Genomic DNA, 15,182 nt, shown 5'->3' on the forward strand with positions numbered 1-15,182 from the left:
ACGCAGCGAAGCAAGACGGGGAGCCATTATAGTCACGCCTTCCTGCCGCCGATCTTCGGCGGCCGCATCCCGCGCAGCATCTGCTCGGCCGCCTCCGCCGCATAGCGCTGCGCCGCCGCGCCGTAGCCGCGCGCGAAGCCGAGCTGATACGGCGGTGCGGACAGCCGCTCGAGACAGCGCAGCGCGACAGCCGCGTCGTTCGCATCGCCGAGCGCGTTCTGCACGCGCGCGAGCAGCCGCACCGTCCTCTCGCGCGTGCGGCGCGACGCAAGCGACGAGAAGAATTCCAATGCGTAGCGCAATCGCTTCGCGTCGATCCGCACGCGGTGACGCGCGGCCGCGTCGAGCGTCGTCAGCCGTCCCGAGCCGTACAGATGGCCGAACAGCCGGCTCACGCGCTTCGCCGCGTGTCGCTTGAGCGACGGCGCCTTGCCGCGCGCCGGATCGTCGTGCGTCAGCGGAAGCAGGCTCAGCCATTCGAGCCATGCGAACACGAGCTGCGCATAGCGCGCGGTGCCGAGCGCCTGCCGCAACTCGGCGCGCGCCGCGTCGCCTTGCGCGCGTGCGGCATCGAGCGTGCCGGCCCACGCGGCCTCGTCGCCGTCCGCGGCGGCAAGATCGGGTAGCGTCGACGTCACGCAGACGTCCCAGTCGCGCACCGTGCCGAGCATCCCGGCGAGCCAGCGGAGATCGCCGGAGAACGCGTCCTTCCACGCGACGTCGGCATAACGCGGGAACAGCCGTGCGAGCGTGCGCAGCCGGCGCAGCGCAACGCGCATCTGATGGACGTATTCCGGATCGCCCGCGTCGCGCACGCCGGCTTCGTTGCCGAGCCAGTGCCCGGTCACGCCGCAGCCGAGCGCGAAGAATGCCGCACGCTGCGTACGCGTCTTCGACAAATCGACCGACTGCGCCTTCACCGGCGCGGCAAGCGCGTCCGGTGCTTCGCCCGTGCACGCGCGGTCGAGGACGCTCGTCAGCGACAGCGATGCCGGCCACGCGCCGCTCAGCTCGCGGGCCGCGCTGAAGAGCGCGCGCAACGCGGCGGCGCGCGCATCGGGATCGTCCGCGTCGGCGACAGCGAGACGCAATTCGCAGACGCGCAACGGCGCGGCTTGGGTAGCGGTGGAAGACGCGGCGGCGGCCGCCGGCGCGAACGTGATGTCGTCGAGCGTCAGTTCGACTTCGATGCCGTCGGCGTCCAGCCACCGTCCGCGACGGCGATCGGCGACGAAGCCGTGCGCCCATTGATCGGCAGATTGCGAATCGGCGGAAGCCGCGCCGGAAACGGCGGCGCCGACGATCGAAGCGGAATCGGCGATCGAATCTCCGGACGCGGCGGGACCGGTTTCGGAAGATCGAGCCCCGCCCTTTGCGCCGGGTTCGCCCGGCAGCGGAGACGCGCTCGTCGACGCATGCTTCGACGAGCGTCCGGAAGCAGCTTTCGACGCCCGGCCCCGCGGCGGCGGCGCCGCTCGCACCGCCGCCGGCGAATCGGGCGGCGGCGTGCTTCCCTGCGCGGCCTCCGCCGCTGCCGGCGATGCGGCTGCCGCCCCCGACGCCTGCGATGCTATACGCACATCGCCGCGGTAGTCGTCGAAGCGCTCGCGCACCGTGACGCCCGGCACGAACGGATGGCTACGCGCCGCAAGCACCCGCCGCGCCTGCCCGCTCGTCTCGATCCAGGTCTGCCAGCGGCCGCCGTCGTCGGGCTCCGCTTCGACGAACCGGCACGGCTCAATCGTCACGCGCTCGTGCCCGCGACGCATTTTCACCGGCGGACAGATCCGCCATGCCCGCGCAAGCTCCACGCCGAAGTCGCGCGCCGCGCCGCGCGACGTGCGCGCCCGCGACCCGCGTTCGGCTTGCCAGCCCTGCAGCGGAAAATCCAACACGATTTCCAGAACACGCGCCATGGAAGCTCCGGCGATGGTCGGGCCTGTCCGCTGCGCGTCCCACGCTCGTCGACGGACTCCGACGTTCCCTATAGTAGACAGCCTCATTTACAACTTGTGAGGCGGAACGCCGCGCGCGGACGAAGTGAATCGTCTACGCGCGGGCGCGCCGCGTTTCGGCTTTTCATGTCGGCTTATCGGCCGTCAGCCGTCCGACCGGCTTCGCTGCGTCGAGTTTCAGCTCATGTACTGCGCGACGCCGTTGCCGAACGACCAATCCTCCTTCAGCACCTCGACGAGGCTGATGAACACGTCCTCGCGACGCACACCCGGACGTTCGGCGAGATGGTCGGCGATCAGTCGATACAGCTCGCGCTTCTGCTCGAGCGTGCGCGTGTCGTTCGCGGTGATCTGGATCATCACCAGATCGTCGCTGCGCTCGATGCCGAGATAGTCGCGGCCGTAGAAGAAATTATCGGCGCTGTGCTCGGTCACGGTCATGAAAATATCGTCGGCTGGCACGTCGAACGCACGCTGCAGCGCGCGATGAACGCCCTCCGACAACGCCCGGCGGTATTCGGCGGACTTGCTTTCGCGCAATGCGATACGGGTGAACGGCATCGTGTTTCTCCTCGTGGGTTGGGACACGCATGCAGCTTAGGTCTCGACATCTATAATGAATAGATATCAATCAATATTTCATCTATTTTCATTTGAAATGAAACTGCTCGACCTCGATGCCGTCCGCGCGTTCGTCCTCGTCGCCGACCTGGCAAGCTTCACGCGCGCCGCCGACGCGCTCGGCACCACGCAATCGGCCGTCAGCCTCAAGCTCAAGCGGCTCGAAGCGCAGCTCGGCAAGCCGCTGCTCGAACGCACGCCGCGGCGCGTGACGCTCGCAGCCGTCGGCGCCGCGTTCCTGCCTGCCGCGCGCGACCTGCTCGACGCGCACGAGCGCGCGCTCGCCGCGCTGTCGTCCGAGCAGCGCCGGCTGTCGATCGGCGTCAGCGAGCACGTCGCGGTGCCCGATCTGCCGGCCGTCCTCACCGGCCTCAACCGGCACGACCCGGGGCTCGCGCTCGAGATGCACGTCGGGATGTCCGCCGGGTTGCTCGTGCAATATGACGAGCGGCGCCTCGACGCGGCGTTCGTCCGCCACGAACCTGGCGAAGACCCACCGCGCGACGACGCGACGCTGCTTTTCACCGAGCCGCTCGCGTGGCTCGCCGCGCCCGGCTGGACACCGCGCACGGGCGAGCCGCTGCCGCTCGCGGTGCTGGCCGGCCCGTGCGGCGTGCGCGCGGCCGCGCTGCGCGCGCTCGATCGCGCCGGCGTGCCGTGGCGCGAACGCTTCACGGGCGGCGGTGTCGCGGCCGTCGTCGCCGCCGCCGCCGCGGGCCTTGCGGTGTGTCCGCTCGCCCGGCGCGTCGCGCCGCGCTCGCTCGTCGACGTCGGCGCGCGCCTCGGGCTGCCGGCGCTGCCGGACTCGCAGGTCGCGCTGTATTCGCGGGTGCGCGACGTGCGCTCGAAGGACACGTTGCGGCGCTTCGCCGACAGCCTGGCGGGGCCGGCGCAGTCGGCCGGACGCGAGTAGACTGTTAGGTTTCGTCTGCCGATTTACCGCCTTTCGTCTGCTTTTCCACCACCGCATGAATCACGACGCCCGCCAACACCTCCGCGCCAATCTACTGATGCTCGCCGCCGCTGCGATCTGGGGGTCCGCGTTCGTCGCGCAGCGACTGAGCCTCGCCGTGATCGGCCCGTTCCTGTTCACCGGGCTGCGCTTCCTGCTCGGCGCGGCGGTGCTCGTGCCGCTGTTGCGCCTGAACGGCGCGGCGCGCGCGCACTGCGCGGCGATCGCGCGCGACCGCACGCTGCTGCTGCCGGGGCTCGTGCTGGGCGCGCTGCTCGCGGTGTCGATCTCGATGCAGCAGATCGGCCTGCAATACACGAAGGTCGCGAACGCGGGCTTCATCAGTTCGCTTTACGTCGTGCTCGTGCCGATCATCGGCGTGTTCTTCCGGCATCGCACCGGAACGGGCACGTGGCTCGGCGCGCTCCTCGCGGCGATCGGCCTGTATTTCCTCAGCGTCGACGAGCACTTCTCGATGCTGCACGGCGACTGGTTCCAGCTTGCGGGCGCGATCGTGATCGCCGTGCACGTGATCGCGGTCGGCCATCTCGTGCGCCGGCACGATCCGCTCGTGCTGTCGTTCATGCAGTTCGTCGTCTGCGGCGCGCTGTGTCTCGCGCTCGGGCTCGCGATCGAGCCCGTTGGCGGCACGTCGATCGTGCGCGCGCTGCCGACGCTGCTGTATGGCGGGCTGCTGTCGGTCGGTGTCGGCTACACGCTGCAGGTCGTCGCGCAACGCAACGCCGCGCCCGCGCACGCGGCCGTGATCTTCAGCATGGAAGGCGTGTTCGCCGCGATCGCGGGCTGGGCCGCGCTCGGCGAGACGCTGTCGCTGCGCGCATTGATGGGCTGCACGCTGATGCTCGCGGGGCTTCTCGTCTGCCAGCTTCTGCCGGGCCAGACACGGCGCGCCGACGACAACGACGCGCTCCCCGCTTGACGCGCGCCGGGCGCCGCGCGCGCGTCCGCTCCCTATAATGTCGATTCGCCCGTCATCTCGATTTCACGCAAGGGAAACACTGTGACTCCGTCCGCCGCCGATCCGGCCGCCACGCTGCTGCGCGAACGCGCCGCGCGCTTCGCCGCCGAGGTGGCGCTGTTCGTCCGCGACCACGCGCTGTCCGTCGCGTCGCACGACCTGCGCAGCCCGCTCAACGCGATGCACAGCTGGGCATACGTGCTCGAGCGCCGGCTCGCGCCCGGCGACGACATCCTGCAACGCGCGCTCGCCGGCATCCGGATCGGGATCGAGCAACAGACGAGCTTGCTGGAAACGGTCGTCGACGCGCCGCGCGCCGAGACGCGCACGCTCCCGATCGCACGCGCCGGCGTCGCGCTCGCGCCGCTCGTCGACGAATGCGCGGCGCTCGCACGCGCCGCGCTCGGCGACGCGCGCGGCACGGGCGTGACGATCGCGCCGCTCGCGCAGCCCGGCGCTTCGCTCGATTGCGACCGCGAGCGCGTCGCGCAGGCGTTGTGGTCGATGCTGACGTTCGCGATCGAAGCAAGCGCGCCCGGCAGCGAAGTCGCGCTCCGCTGCGACGCCGCGACCGACGCGACGCGCTTCGACGTGACGCTCCACGCGCGGCCGTCGGCGCTGACCGACGCGGCGCTGCCGCACGTATTCGAAATGTTCACACGGCGCGATGCGCTCGCCGAACGCCAGGGCGAACGTCCGGCGTCGGTGTTCGCACTCGCGCAGCGCGTCGCGCGCGCGCACGGCGGCAGGTTCGCGCAAGGCCCGCTCGCGGACGGCGCGCCGGCTACGCTCACGCTGACGATTCCCGCCGCCCGCGCGTGATCGGCCGCGCGCATCACGATCACGCCGCGATACATTACGCTTTCCTTTCCAACCTTATACTGTCGCTTCGTTCATTTCCGGAGTTCCTTCGTTGATACAGATCTTCGCGCTCGTCGGCGCGTTGTTCCTCGTGGCCCTCAACGGCTTTTTCGTCGCCGCCGAATTCGGTCTCGTCAAACTGCGTGCGACGCGCGTCAAGTCTCTCGCCCGCCAGCACGGCCTGCGCGGGCGCATCCTGCGGATCGTCCATGCGCGGCTCGACGCGTATCTGTCCGCCTGCCAGCTCGGCATCACGCTCGCCTCGCTCGGCCTCGGCTGGATAGGCGAGCCGGCGTTCGCCGCGTTGCTGTCGCCGATCCTCGCGTTCGTCGGCGTCGAGTCGGAACGGCTCGTGCATCTGATCTCGCTCGTGTTCGCGTTTTCGATGATCTCGTTCCTGCACATCGTCGTCGGCGAGCTCGCACCGAAATCGATGGCGATCCGCCAGGCCGAGAAGACCGGCCTATGGGTCGCGATTCCGCTCTACGCGTTCTACTGGGCGATGTATCCGGCGATCTGGGTGCTCAACTCGAGCGCGAACGCGGTGCTGCGGCTCGCGGGGCTGTCCGCCGATCACGGCGGCGACGCGCACTACTCGACCGACGAGCTGAAGCTGATCTTGCGCAGCCGTCGAAACACGGCCGGCGCGGCGAAGGCGTCGAAGGACACGTACAGCACCGACGAATGGAACACGCTCGCGCATTCGCTCGATTTCTCGTCGATGACCGTATCGGACCTGATGCGGCCCGCGCACGAGATGGTCGGCCTGCGCCGCGACGTGCCGCTCGCGGACAACATGGAAGTCGTCGCACGCCACCGCTTCAGCCGCTACCCGCTCTTCGACGACAAGTCGCGCGAGCGCGTGAACGGCCTCATCCACCTGAAGGATCTGCTGCTCGCGCGGCACGCGGGCGCGTCGCTAGCCGACTTGTCCGACTACATGCGCCCGGTACAGTACGTGAAGCCCGACACGCCCGCGCTCGACCTGTTCCGCCGCTTTCGCAAGGGCGCGCCGCACTTCGCGCTCGTCGGCAAGAAAGGCGAGAAGCCGATTGGCTACCTGACGCTCGACAACCTGCTCGGCGCGCTCGTCGGCCAGATCCACGACGAGTTCCGTCAGGGCGATTCGGACTGGAGCCGCCTCGACGACGGCACGCTGATCGGCAAGGGCAGCCTGCCGGTCGTGTCGCTCGAACAGGCGCTCGGGATCGACATCGACGAGGGTCGTGCGGAATCGGTCGGCGGCCTCGTGATCCAGGCGCTCAACGACCTGCCGACCGAAGGCCAACGCGTGTCGTTCGATCGCTTCGACGTCGTCGTGAAGAAGATGATCGGGCCGCGGATCGTGCTCGTGCGCGTGTATCCGAAGGCGTTCAAGGAGGCGGACGAATGAGCGGGCGGCGCGCGAAAGTGCGGCTGCGGCTGCGTAGGATGGCGAAATGACCGATGTCCTCGCACTGCCGCCGTACTACCTGATCACGCCGGAGCCGGCCTCCGGTTCCGACGCGGACCTCGCGGCGTTTCTCGACCGGCTGTCGGCCGCGCTCGCGACGGGGCTCACACTTGTCCAATTGCGCGTGAAGTCGCTCGATGCCGCCGCGTACGCGGCGCTCGCCGCCGACGCGATCGCACGATGCCGCGCGCAACGCGCGCACCTGATCGTCAACGGGCCGATCGATGCCGATGCAGTGCTCGCGCTCGGCGCAAGCGGCGTGCATCTCGGCAGCGCGGCGCTGCGAAACGCGAGCGCGCGCCCCATCTCTTCGGACTACCTGCTATCGGCCGCGTGCCACTCGCTCGACGAGCTACGGCACGCGGAGCGCATCGGCGCGGATTTCGCGACGCTCTCCCCGGTCCTGCCGACGCTCACGCACCCCGGCGCGCCGACGCTCGGCTGGCGCCGCTTCGCCGAATACGCGGCGCAAGCGCGCATGCCCGTCTACGCGCTCGGCGGGATGACGCGCGAGCATCTGGCGACGGCGCGCGCGCATCGCGCGCACGGCATCGCCAGCATTCGAGGGCTCTGGTAGGAGACGATCCAGCAACGGGCGCCACGCGCCTGTCACCTCGTCACGCGCACGCCGTCTTCGGCCCGCGTTCGTTCAGCCATCCTGATCGGACGAAACGGCGCAGGCGCCGCCGGCTCGGCCGACGCGACGCCCCCCCGAGCGCTTTCGCCCGCTCAAACGCTGCCCAACGGTCGCGGCGCGACATCCGCGTAGCGACGCGCATCGTGCGTTAGCGCGTACTGATTGACGTCACCCGTCAGCCACGCGACGAGCGCATATGCCGGCAGTTCGCCGCCGTCGACGCGATCTCTCGCGCGGCCCGGTGTCTCGAACACGATCATCCCGTCCGGCGCGCCGTAGAACGGCACCGGCTGCGGCGACAGATTCAGCGCGATGCTGAGCGTCTCTCCGTCGCCGAGCCGCCACGCGGCGACTAGCGCATCGGCTTCGACGCCGTCGGCCGTGCGCAGCATGTCTGCGGTGCGTGGCTGCACGTCGGGGAGGCGCGGCGCGATCAGCTTCGCGCGCACCGCGAGCGCCGACTGCAGGAAGTGGCGTCGCGACGGGTCGCCCGCAGCTTCGTCGAAGATCAGCGGAATCTGCGGTGTCAGCAACGACAGCGCGAGCGCCGCGAGATCCGCCTCGCGCGCATCGCGCACGACACCGTCGGACAGCACGAGCGATGTGAGCGGTAGCCCAACGTCGGCCATCCCGCCGTCGCCGATCGGCTGCGCGCGCTGGAACACCGCGCCGTCCGCAGTCAATGCGCGCGCGAGCGCGTGAATCGACTGATGAGTCGACACGCCGTCACCGCGCGCGCGGTCACGGCGGCCCGTCAGCCGGTACAGCGCGCGCTCGCCGCTGCCGTTCCATTGCGCGTCGAAATGCGTATCGGCGAGATGTGACGGATGCCGCTCGCTGCCGAGCACCAGATGCACGATCCGATCGGTCGGCATCGCCGCATGCACGCGGTCGGCGATCTCGCACAGCCACGTGCTGTCGATGCGATCCGCCTCGCGGATTCGCAGCCCGTCGCATCGATATTCTTCGAGCCAGTACAGCGCGTTGTCGCAGAAAAACTCGCAGACCTGCGGATGATCGAGCGCGAGCGGCGGCGCCTGCAGCGGATCGTCGCGCGTATGGAAGAAAGGCTGTGCGTAGCGCCGCATTTCGTCGGTGCCGCAGCCGAAGCGCGCGTAATCGAGATCGAGCAGTACCGCGAGACCGAAGCCATGTGCGTCGTCGATCAGTTGCTTCAGCGCCTCGGGGCCGCCGTAAGTGGCGATCGGCGCGAACGGCAGGCTGTCGTCACGCGCTTGCGGCGCCGCGAGCAGCTCGAGCGCCGTCACGCCGAGCCGCGCGAGCTGCGGCAGACGGCGGCGCACGCCGTCGTAGCCGCCCGCCGCGCCGGGCTGGACCGCGTAGAGCGCGATCTCCTCCCACGGCCGGCCGCGCCAGAACGTATGGCGCCACGTGAACGCGCGCGGATCGATCACTTCGCTCGGCCCTTCGATGCCTTCCGGCTGCGAGCGCGAGGCAGGATCGGGAATCGTCAGAGAATCATCGAGCCGGTACCGGTAGCGCGTATGGGCGCCGCAATCGGCAAACGTCTCGAACCAGCCGTCGCCAGCGGGCGCCATCGGCAGTTCATGCGGGCCGTCCGCGGTTTCGAGCGCGAGCGTGGCGGTCGCATGCGCGGGCGCCCAGACGCGGAAATGCGTGCGTGTGGTCGCACCAGCCGCGCCGCACGGTTGTGCGCCGAACGGCAGGCAATGCGAATGGTGCCGCGCATATGGATCGTGAGGACATTCGGACATGATGCGCTCCTCCTGCGTTCAGAGGCATGACGATGCGCCGTGTGCGGCGCACATGCATGACACGCGTGGCCCGACGAAGAAGGGGCAATCAGTATGCGCCGATTCGGGCCGCGATGCGAGCGTCGCAGCAGGCTTTAAACGTGGAGTGACCCTGAAAAAGAGCGGTAGTCGCGATACCATGATCGACGCTTGACTTGTTGCGGCTCGCGCCGCCGTCTACGCTCCTGCTTCGTTTCGCACGCCACCCCGGCCGCGCATTTGATCAGGAGTCCGACCGCCATGTCCACGCCATCCGGCGCCGCAAAATTCGACCCATCGCGCGCCGCGGAATACGCGGCGCAAAGCCGAATCGCGCTCGCGGGCTACGACGCGTGTCACGATCTCGCCGCGTGCATGCTCGCGTCTTCCGCCGCGGCGGAAGACGGCGCCGCGCAGATCCTCGTCGCGGGCGCGGGCGGCACCGCGCGCGAGATCGTCGCGCTCGCGGGCCTCGAGCCCGGCTGGCGCTTCACCGCCGTCGATCCTTCACAGCCGATGCTCGACCTCGCACGCGCGAACGTCGCGGCGGCCGGCCTCGACGCGCGCGTGCGAATGCATCATGGCTATGTCGACGATCTGCCGCCCGACGCGCGCTTCGACGGCGCGACGTTGATCGGCGTGCTGCATCACGTGCCCGGCGACGACCCGAAGGCCGCGCTGCTCGGCTCGATCGCGCGGCGCTTGAAGCCGGGCGCGCCGCTCGTCGTCGCAGGCAACTACCGCCGCTACGCCGAGCATCCGCGGCTGCTGAGCGCATGGGCGCAGCGCTGGCGGATGCACGGGGCATCGCCCGACGAAGTCGCGCAGAAGCTCGCGACGATCCTGCGCGGCGCCGATCCGCCCGCGTCCGAGGACGCCGTGCTTGCGCTGCTCGACGCCGCCGGGTTTCGCGAGCCGGTGCGGTTTTTCGCGAGCCTGTTCTGGGGCGCGTGGATCGCGACGCACGGTGCGTGAGCGGTGGGGCGGGACGGGAGAGACGACGGCACCCGCGCATCGATCGATCAGGCATGCTCGCGACTCGTCCGTCGCCCGCTCGTCCCGTCGCGTCATACGTGGATTGCGTCGCTCGCCCCGTCGACGACGATCGTTCGACGCTGCACACGAACCGTGCGTCCGCTCAATGCCCCAACACCGAATACGCGAGCGAGCCCGAAAACGTCGCGAGCACGAGCGACGCACAGCGCATGAACGTCGACGTATGCGCGGCCCACGAACGCTGCGACGTCAGCAGGCCGCCGAGACTCGACCAGCCGACGCCGATCGGCGCCAGCACGACCAGGAACGCGACGACCGCCCATCCGAAGTAGCTGAGCGACCTGAACGCTTCGAGCGGGAACATCGTGCTCGCGAACAGCAGCGCCTTCGGATTCATCAGTGTCGCGACGAACAGGTCTCCGAAGCCGATCGGGCCTGCGGACAGGTCGTGCAGCGCGCGGCTCTTCGTCCACATCTTGACTGCGAGCCACAGGATGTATGCGGCGCTCAACAGCTTGATCGTGCCGAAGAGCCACGGCCGGCTGGCCGCCACCGACAGCAGGAAGAATCCCCATAGCGAGATCGCGGCGACATAGCCCAGCGCCTCCGCAATCACGAGGCGCCAGGTGCCGCGCAGGCCGACCTTCAGGCCCGACGACAGCAGCAGCGTGTTCGTCGGCCCCGGCACGATCAGCACGAGCGACACGTAGAACGACATCTTGAGCAATGCATCCTGAATGAGCACGGCGCCTCCTCGGTTCGTCGGTCTCGTTGGTAGCCGTCATCGTTCGGTCGCCGACGCGGACGAAGCCGCGGCCGACGCGCCGGCGAAATAGCGATTGCCGCCCGGCGCGAGCCAGTCGGCCCGCAGCGGCGTGAACACGTCTAGATCGACTGCGTCTTCGAGACACAGCGCGTTGTGCGGCACGTTCGCGGGAATGTGCAGGATCTCGCCCGGCCCGACCTCAGCCTCGTGCTCGAGTTGCACGCCGTAGCGGAACAGCAGGCACCCTTCCAGGATGTAAGTGAATTGCTCGTTCGGATGCGAGTGCGTCCCGACGAACGCGCCTTTCTTCAGGAACAGCTTCGCCATCATCAGCGCGTCGCCCGAGACGACCTGCCGCTCGATCCGATCGGTCAATACTTCGCGCTCGACCCAATCCCATGCGCCGAAACCTCGTTCATTCAAACCGGCCACGATTGCCTCCTCGTTCGATCGTTCGATCATGTGAAGCAGCGCCCGCGCGCCTACGCGGACAGCTCGCGAATCCGCACGCCGTCGGTCGCGCGCTGTGCGTCCCGCTCGCGCGCGAGCCGGCTCGCCTCTTCGATGATGATGTCTTCCTGTCCGGCGACGAGCTTGCGCTCCGCGAGCCGCTTGTACAGCTCGAACTCGTTGACGTCGAACTCCTGCGCCGCCTTCTGGATGTGCGGCACATAGCCGGAGAAGAGTCCGTACAGCCCGCTCGCGATGTTCGCCGGCTGGATGTGCGCCGTCTTGGGATTCAGGAATGCGTCGGTGCTGCGCGCGAGCGTCATCACAAGCTCGAACGTCGTGCGCGTGTCGTGCCCCTCCCGCTCCATCGCGGCGACGAGCGTCTCGAGCTGCGTGTTGCCCGCACCCGCGCCGAAGCCCTTCACGCATGCGTCGACGATGCGTGCGCCCGCTTCGAGCGCGACGAGACTGTTCGCGACCGCGAGCCCGAGGTTGTTGTGCGCGTGAAAGCCGACGTCGATGTCGAGGCCGTCGACGAGACATTCGACTTTCGCGCGCACGAGCGACGGCGTCGAATAGCCGGCACTGTCCATCAGCACCACCGCCTGCGCACCATAACGTTCCATCAGCCGGGCCTGCGCGAGCAACACGTCGGGCGGCGCCATGTGCGACATCATCAGCACACCGAACGCCGTCCGGCCGGCGAGCCTTGTCTGCTCGATGAAGCGCGCAGATACGTTCGCCTCGGTGCAATGCGTCGCGACGCGCACGACGTCGACGCCGGTCTCGAGCGCGAGCGCGATATCCGCCGCCTTGCCGAGCCCAGGAATGAAATGCACGCCGAGCCGACTCGTGCGCAGCGCGGCGCGCGCGGTCTCGAGCATCATGCGATCGCCAATAGGCGTCTGCCCGAGCAGGCACGACGAGCCGCCGAGGCCATTGCCATGCCCGACTTCGACGACGTCGATGCCCGCGTCGTCGGCCGCGCGCGCATACGCATGAATCTGCGCGGCGCTCAGTTGATGGCGAATCGCGTGGTTGCCGTCGCGCAAGGTCGCATCGCTGATCAGTATCATTGTGTGGCTCCTTGTCTGGCGGTTGCATGCCGATGCGAAGCGACCGCGAGCGCCGCGCAATTGATGATGTCCAGATTGCCCGCGTACTCGGGCAAATAGTCGCCGCGCCCGCGCACCGTCAGGCCGATCGTGATCCTGCCCTGGCTCTCGAGCGGTTCGACGACGAGCCGATAGCCGGGTACGTATTCGCGAACCTTCTCGACCATGTCGGCGACGCACGCTCGCACCCGGTCGAAATCTCGATAGCGCGCATACGCATAGAGCGTCGTCTGCATCCGCACGCCGGGCTCGGCAGGATTGATGTTGAGGATCGCCTTCGTCTTCTTCGCACCGCTGAACTTCGCAAGCGCGTACTCGGTCGTCGTCATGTACTCGTCGATGTTCTCGCGCGTCGCGATGCCTGCGCTGCGCGACGCGATCGCCGACACCACCTCCAGGTACTCGATCTCGTCGACCGCCTGCTTCAACGCGTACGCGAGCGGCAGGCTCGCCTGCCCGCCGCAGGTAATCAGGTTCACGTTCTGCTCGGCGCCCATGTCGTCCAGATTGATGCACGGTACGCACAGGCGTCCGAGCTTCGCCGGCGTCAGGTCGATCACGAACTTGTCCGCACCCGAGAAGAAGCGATTGTTGAGCTTGTGCGCGGCGGCGGACGTCGCGTCGAACACGAGGTCATACGCGTTCTCGTGCTCTTTCAGGAAGTCGAGCCCGTCGCTCGACGTCTCGACGTTGCAGCTTCGCGCAAGCTTGAGACCTTCGCTCTGCGCATTGCGTCCGACGACAAACTTCAGATCGAATTGTTCGGATGCCTTGATTTTGAACATCAGATCGAGGCCGATGCTGCCCGATCCGAGGATCGCCACGCGCGTTCGCGATGACTTGTTCTTCATGTTTCGCTCTCCTCCGTCAAATGACGCACGTGCGCCGTCGCATCGCGCGTGCCGCTCGGCCCGCCCGCCGCGTCGTGCGCGAGCAGACGCTCCAGTTCGCGACCGACTTCGGCAAGCACGCGGTCTTCTTCGCTGTGCATAAAGAAATGGCCGCCGGAAAACCCGGCGTAACGCACGAGCCCGCTCGTCTCCGCGAGCCAGCCTTCGAGCCCGGCATCGCTGACGAGGCCGTCGTTCGAGCCGTGCAGCACGAGCATCGGGCAATCGAGCGGCGGCGCCTCGACGTAGCGGTACATCGCCGAGATCGTCAGATCAGCGCGCAGCCGCGGCAGCCACAGGTCGCGCAACACCGGATCGGCGATCAGCGCGTCGGGCGTGCCGTTGTAATCGCGCACCGCGGCGATGAACGCGTCGTCGGGCAGCGTCTGGATGCCCGCGTCCCGCCATTTGAAGCGCGGCGCGCTGCGACCCGACGCGACGAACAGCGATGGTGTCGCGAAACCGCGCGCGCGCAGCAAGCGTGCGAGATCGAACGCGATCAGCGCGCCCATGCTGTGGCCGAAGAACGCGTAGGGAAGATCGAGCAGCGGCGGCACGGTTTCCGCGAGCGCCGCAACGATCGGCTCCGCCTGCTCGATCAACGGCTCGCCGAGCCGATACTCGCGGCCGGGCAGTTGCACCGCGACGACTTCGACCCAATCCGGCAAGGCGCCGGGCCACGTCCGGAAGATCGACGCGGTCGCGCCCGCGTAGTGGAAGCAGAAGAGACGCACGCGCGCGTTGCGCGCCGCATGGACGATCAGCCACGGCGAATCGGCCGCCGATTCACGTGCGTTCATGACCGTGCTCCGTCGCGTGCCGGCACCGGCACGGGCGTGAGCCAGTTCCACTTGTCCGCATGCGTGCCGCGCACGATGCCGAAGTACTGATCCTGGATCGCGTTCGTCACCGGGCCGCGCTTGCCGCTGCCGACCGGCATCCTGTCGACCGAGCGCACCGGGCAGATCTCGACCGCCGTCCCGGTAAAAAAGATCTCGTCGGCGAGATACAGCATTTCGCGCGGCATGCTCGTTTCGGTCACGGTGTAGCCGAGGTCGCGCGCGATCCGGATCACGCAATTGCGCGTGATGCCGCTCAGGATGCTGCTGCCGATCGAAGGCGTGAAGATCTCGTTCTTGTAGACGAGGAACACGTTCTCGCCGCTGCCTTCGCTGACGAAGCCGTTCGCGTCGAGTGCGATGCCCTCGCTCATCCCGTTCTCGTGCGCCTCCATCACGATCGCCTGACCGTTGACGTACTGGCCGCCAATCTTCGCGAGCGTGCTCGCCGCACCCGAGCCGTTGCGCCGCCAACTGCTGACCTGCACGTCGACGCCCTGCTGGAGCGCCTCGTCGCCGAGATACGCGCCCCACGGCATGGTGACGAGCAGCGCTTCGGCCGGGCACTGCCGCGCATCGAGTCCGAGCGATTCGCCCGCGCCGCGATAGACGAGCGGCCGGATGTATGCGCTGCGCTGACCGTTCGCGCGCAACGTCTCGACGGTGGCTTCCATCCACTGCCCGACGCTCATCGGCGACGGAATCCGCGCAACCTTGCAGCTGAACAGCAAGCGCTCGAAGTGCTCGCGGCCACAGAGAATCGCCGCTTTGTCGCCGATCTCGTATGCGCGCACGCCCTCGAACACGCTGGTCCCGTAATGCAGCGCATGGCTCATCACATGTATCTGCGCGCGCTCCCACGGCACCAGTTCGCCGTTCTTCCACACATAGCTCGCTTTCATCGCTGTTACGCT

At 68.4% G+C, this 15,182-nt stretch carries 15 protein-coding genes; 6 read left to right on the forward strand and 9 right to left on the reverse strand.

Annotated elements, in window-relative coordinates; translation table 11 throughout:
- Positions 1–32 precede the first annotated feature (32 nt).
- Positions 33–1,916: a CHAD domain-containing protein gene (locus WS70_RS28590; protein ID WP_059598577.1), complete on the reverse strand. Its 1,884-nt coding sequence runs from the start codon at positions 1,914–1,916 to the stop codon at positions 33–35.
- A gap of 216 nt (positions 1,917–2,132) precedes the next feature.
- The gene (locus WS70_RS28595) at positions 2,133–2,516 is read right to left on the reverse strand and encodes a tautomerase family protein (RefSeq protein ID WP_059598576.1); all 384 of its coding nucleotides are present in this window, start codon (positions 2,514–2,516) and stop codon (positions 2,133–2,135) included.
- Positions 2,517–2,613: 97 nt separating this feature from the next.
- On the opposite strand from WS70_RS28595, the gene WS70_RS28600 reads away from it, so the two are divergent.
- The 5 genes from WS70_RS28600 (at position 2,614) to WS70_RS28620 (ending at position 7,398) form a co-directional block, all read left to right on the forward strand.
- On the forward strand, positions 2,614–3,489 hold the full coding sequence (locus tag WS70_RS28600) for a LysR family transcriptional regulator (protein WP_059598575.1): 876 nt from the start codon (positions 2,614–2,616) through the stop codon (positions 3,487–3,489).
- A gap of 55 nt (positions 3,490–3,544) precedes the next feature.
- Positions 3,545–4,468, forward strand: a complete 924-nt coding sequence (locus tag WS70_RS28605; RefSeq protein WP_059598574.1) for a DMT family transporter — start codon at positions 3,545–3,547, stop codon at positions 4,466–4,468.
- 81 nt (positions 4,469–4,549) lie between these two features.
- Positions 4,550–5,329 (forward strand): sensor histidine kinase, encoded by a 780-nt coding sequence (locus tag WS70_RS28610; RefSeq protein WP_059472750.1) that lies wholly within the window; start codon positions 4,550–4,552, stop codon positions 5,327–5,329.
- A 91-nt stretch (positions 5,330–5,420) separates the two neighbouring features.
- On the forward strand, positions 5,421–6,761 hold the full coding sequence (locus tag WS70_RS28615; RefSeq protein ID WP_059472749.1) for a hemolysin family protein: 1,341 nt from the start codon (positions 5,421–5,423) through the stop codon (positions 6,759–6,761).
- A 46-nt stretch (positions 6,762–6,807) separates the two neighbouring features.
- Entirely contained in the window at positions 6,808–7,398 is a 591-nt protein-coding gene (locus tag WS70_RS28620; RefSeq protein WP_059598573.1) for a thiamine phosphate synthase, read from the forward strand.
- A gap of 152 nt (positions 7,399–7,550) precedes the next feature.
- Here the strand turns inward: WS70_RS28620 and WS70_RS28625 are convergent, their stop codons facing one another.
- Positions 7,551–9,194 (reverse strand): DUF3459 domain-containing protein, encoded by a 1,644-nt coding sequence (locus WS70_RS28625; protein WP_059598572.1) that lies wholly within the window; start codon positions 9,192–9,194, stop codon positions 7,551–7,553.
- Positions 9,195–9,473: 279 nt separating this feature from the next.
- On the opposite strand from WS70_RS28625, the gene WS70_RS28635 reads away from it, so the two are divergent.
- Positions 9,474–10,187 (forward strand): methyltransferase domain-containing protein, encoded by a 714-nt coding sequence (locus WS70_RS28635; RefSeq protein ID WP_059598571.1) that lies wholly within the window; start codon positions 9,474–9,476, stop codon positions 10,185–10,187.
- 163 nt (positions 10,188–10,350) lie between these two features.
- Here the strand turns inward: WS70_RS28635 and WS70_RS28640 are convergent, their stop codons facing one another.
- The 6 genes from WS70_RS28640 to WS70_RS28665 are packed head-to-tail and all read right to left on the reverse strand — an operon-like array spanning position 10,351 to position 15,170.
- Positions 10,351–10,953, reverse strand: coding sequence for a LysE family translocator (locus tag WS70_RS28640; protein ID WP_059472745.1), 603 nt, complete (start codon positions 10,951–10,953; stop codon positions 10,351–10,353).
- A 36-nt stretch (positions 10,954–10,989) separates the two neighbouring features.
- A complete protein-coding gene (locus WS70_RS28645; RefSeq protein ID WP_059598587.1) occupies positions 10,990–11,397 on the reverse strand; it encodes a cupin domain-containing protein in 408 nt (135 codons plus the stop codon).
- Positions 11,398–11,456: 59 nt separating this feature from the next.
- On the reverse strand, positions 11,457–12,500 hold the full coding sequence (gene dmpG, locus WS70_RS28650) for a 4-hydroxy-2-oxovalerate aldolase (RefSeq protein WP_059472744.1): 1,044 nt from the start codon (positions 12,498–12,500) through the stop codon (positions 11,457–11,459).
- The gene (locus WS70_RS28655; RefSeq protein ID WP_059472743.1) at positions 12,497–13,390 is read right to left on the reverse strand and encodes an acetaldehyde dehydrogenase (acetylating); all 894 of its coding nucleotides are present in this window, start codon (positions 13,388–13,390) and stop codon (positions 12,497–12,499) included. Before WS70_RS28655 ends, dmpG begins: the two co-directional genes overlap by 4 nt.
- Entirely contained in the window at positions 13,387–14,229 is an 843-nt protein-coding gene (locus WS70_RS28660; RefSeq protein WP_059598570.1) for a thioesterase II family protein, read from the reverse strand. The genes WS70_RS28655 and WS70_RS28660 overlap by 4 nt, the downstream gene beginning before the upstream one ends.
- Positions 14,226–15,170: a branched-chain amino acid transaminase gene (locus WS70_RS28665; protein WP_059472741.1), complete on the reverse strand. Its 945-nt coding sequence runs from the start codon at positions 15,168–15,170 to the stop codon at positions 14,226–14,228. The genes WS70_RS28660 and WS70_RS28665 overlap by 4 nt, the downstream gene beginning before the upstream one ends.
- Positions 15,171–15,182 lie beyond the last annotated feature (12 nt).

Origin of the sequence: Burkholderia mayonis (assembly GCF_001523745.2) — a bacterium.
Classification (GTDB): domain Bacteria; phylum Pseudomonadota; class Gammaproteobacteria; order Burkholderiales; family Burkholderiaceae; genus Burkholderia; species Burkholderia mayonis.

Excerpts from the sequence above, each read along its gene's own strand:
- WS70_RS28590 (WP_059598577.1), bottom strand. The coding sequence starts at position 1,916 with ATGGCGCGTGTTCTGGAAATCGTGTTGGATTTTCCGCTGCAGGGCTGG.
- WS70_RS28595 (WP_059598576.1), bottom strand. The coding sequence starts at position 2,516 with ATGCCGTTCACCCGTATCGCATTGCGCGAAAGCAAGTCCGCCGAATAC.
- WS70_RS28600 (WP_059598575.1), top strand. The coding sequence starts at position 2,614 with ATGAAACTGCTCGACCTCGATGCCGTCCGCGCGTTCGTCCTCGTCGCC.
- WS70_RS28605 (WP_059598574.1), top strand. The coding sequence starts at position 3,545 with ATGAATCACGACGCCCGCCAACACCTCCGCGCCAATCTACTGATGCTC.
- WS70_RS28620 (WP_059598573.1), top strand. The coding sequence starts at position 6,808 with ATGACCGATGTCCTCGCACTGCCGCCGTACTACCTGATCACGCCGGAG.
- WS70_RS28625 (WP_059598572.1), bottom strand. The coding sequence starts at position 9,194 with ATGTCCGAATGTCCTCACGATCCATATGCGCGGCACCATTCGCATTGC.
- WS70_RS28635 (WP_059598571.1), top strand. The coding sequence starts at position 9,474 with ATGTCCACGCCATCCGGCGCCGCAAAATTCGACCCATCGCGCGCCGCG.
- dmpG (WP_059472744.1), bottom strand. The coding sequence starts at position 12,500 with ATGATACTGATCAGCGATGCGACCTTGCGCGACGGCAACCACGCGATT.
- WS70_RS28655 (WP_059472743.1), bottom strand. The coding sequence starts at position 13,390 with ATGAAGAACAAGTCATCGCGAACGCGCGTGGCGATCCTCGGATCGGGC.
- WS70_RS28660 (WP_059598570.1), bottom strand. The coding sequence starts at position 14,229 with ATGAACGCACGTGAATCGGCGGCCGATTCGCCGTGGCTGATCGTCCAT.
- WS70_RS28665 (WP_059472741.1), bottom strand. The coding sequence starts at position 15,170 with ATGAAAGCGAGCTATGTGTGGAAGAACGGCGAACTGGTGCCGTGGGAG.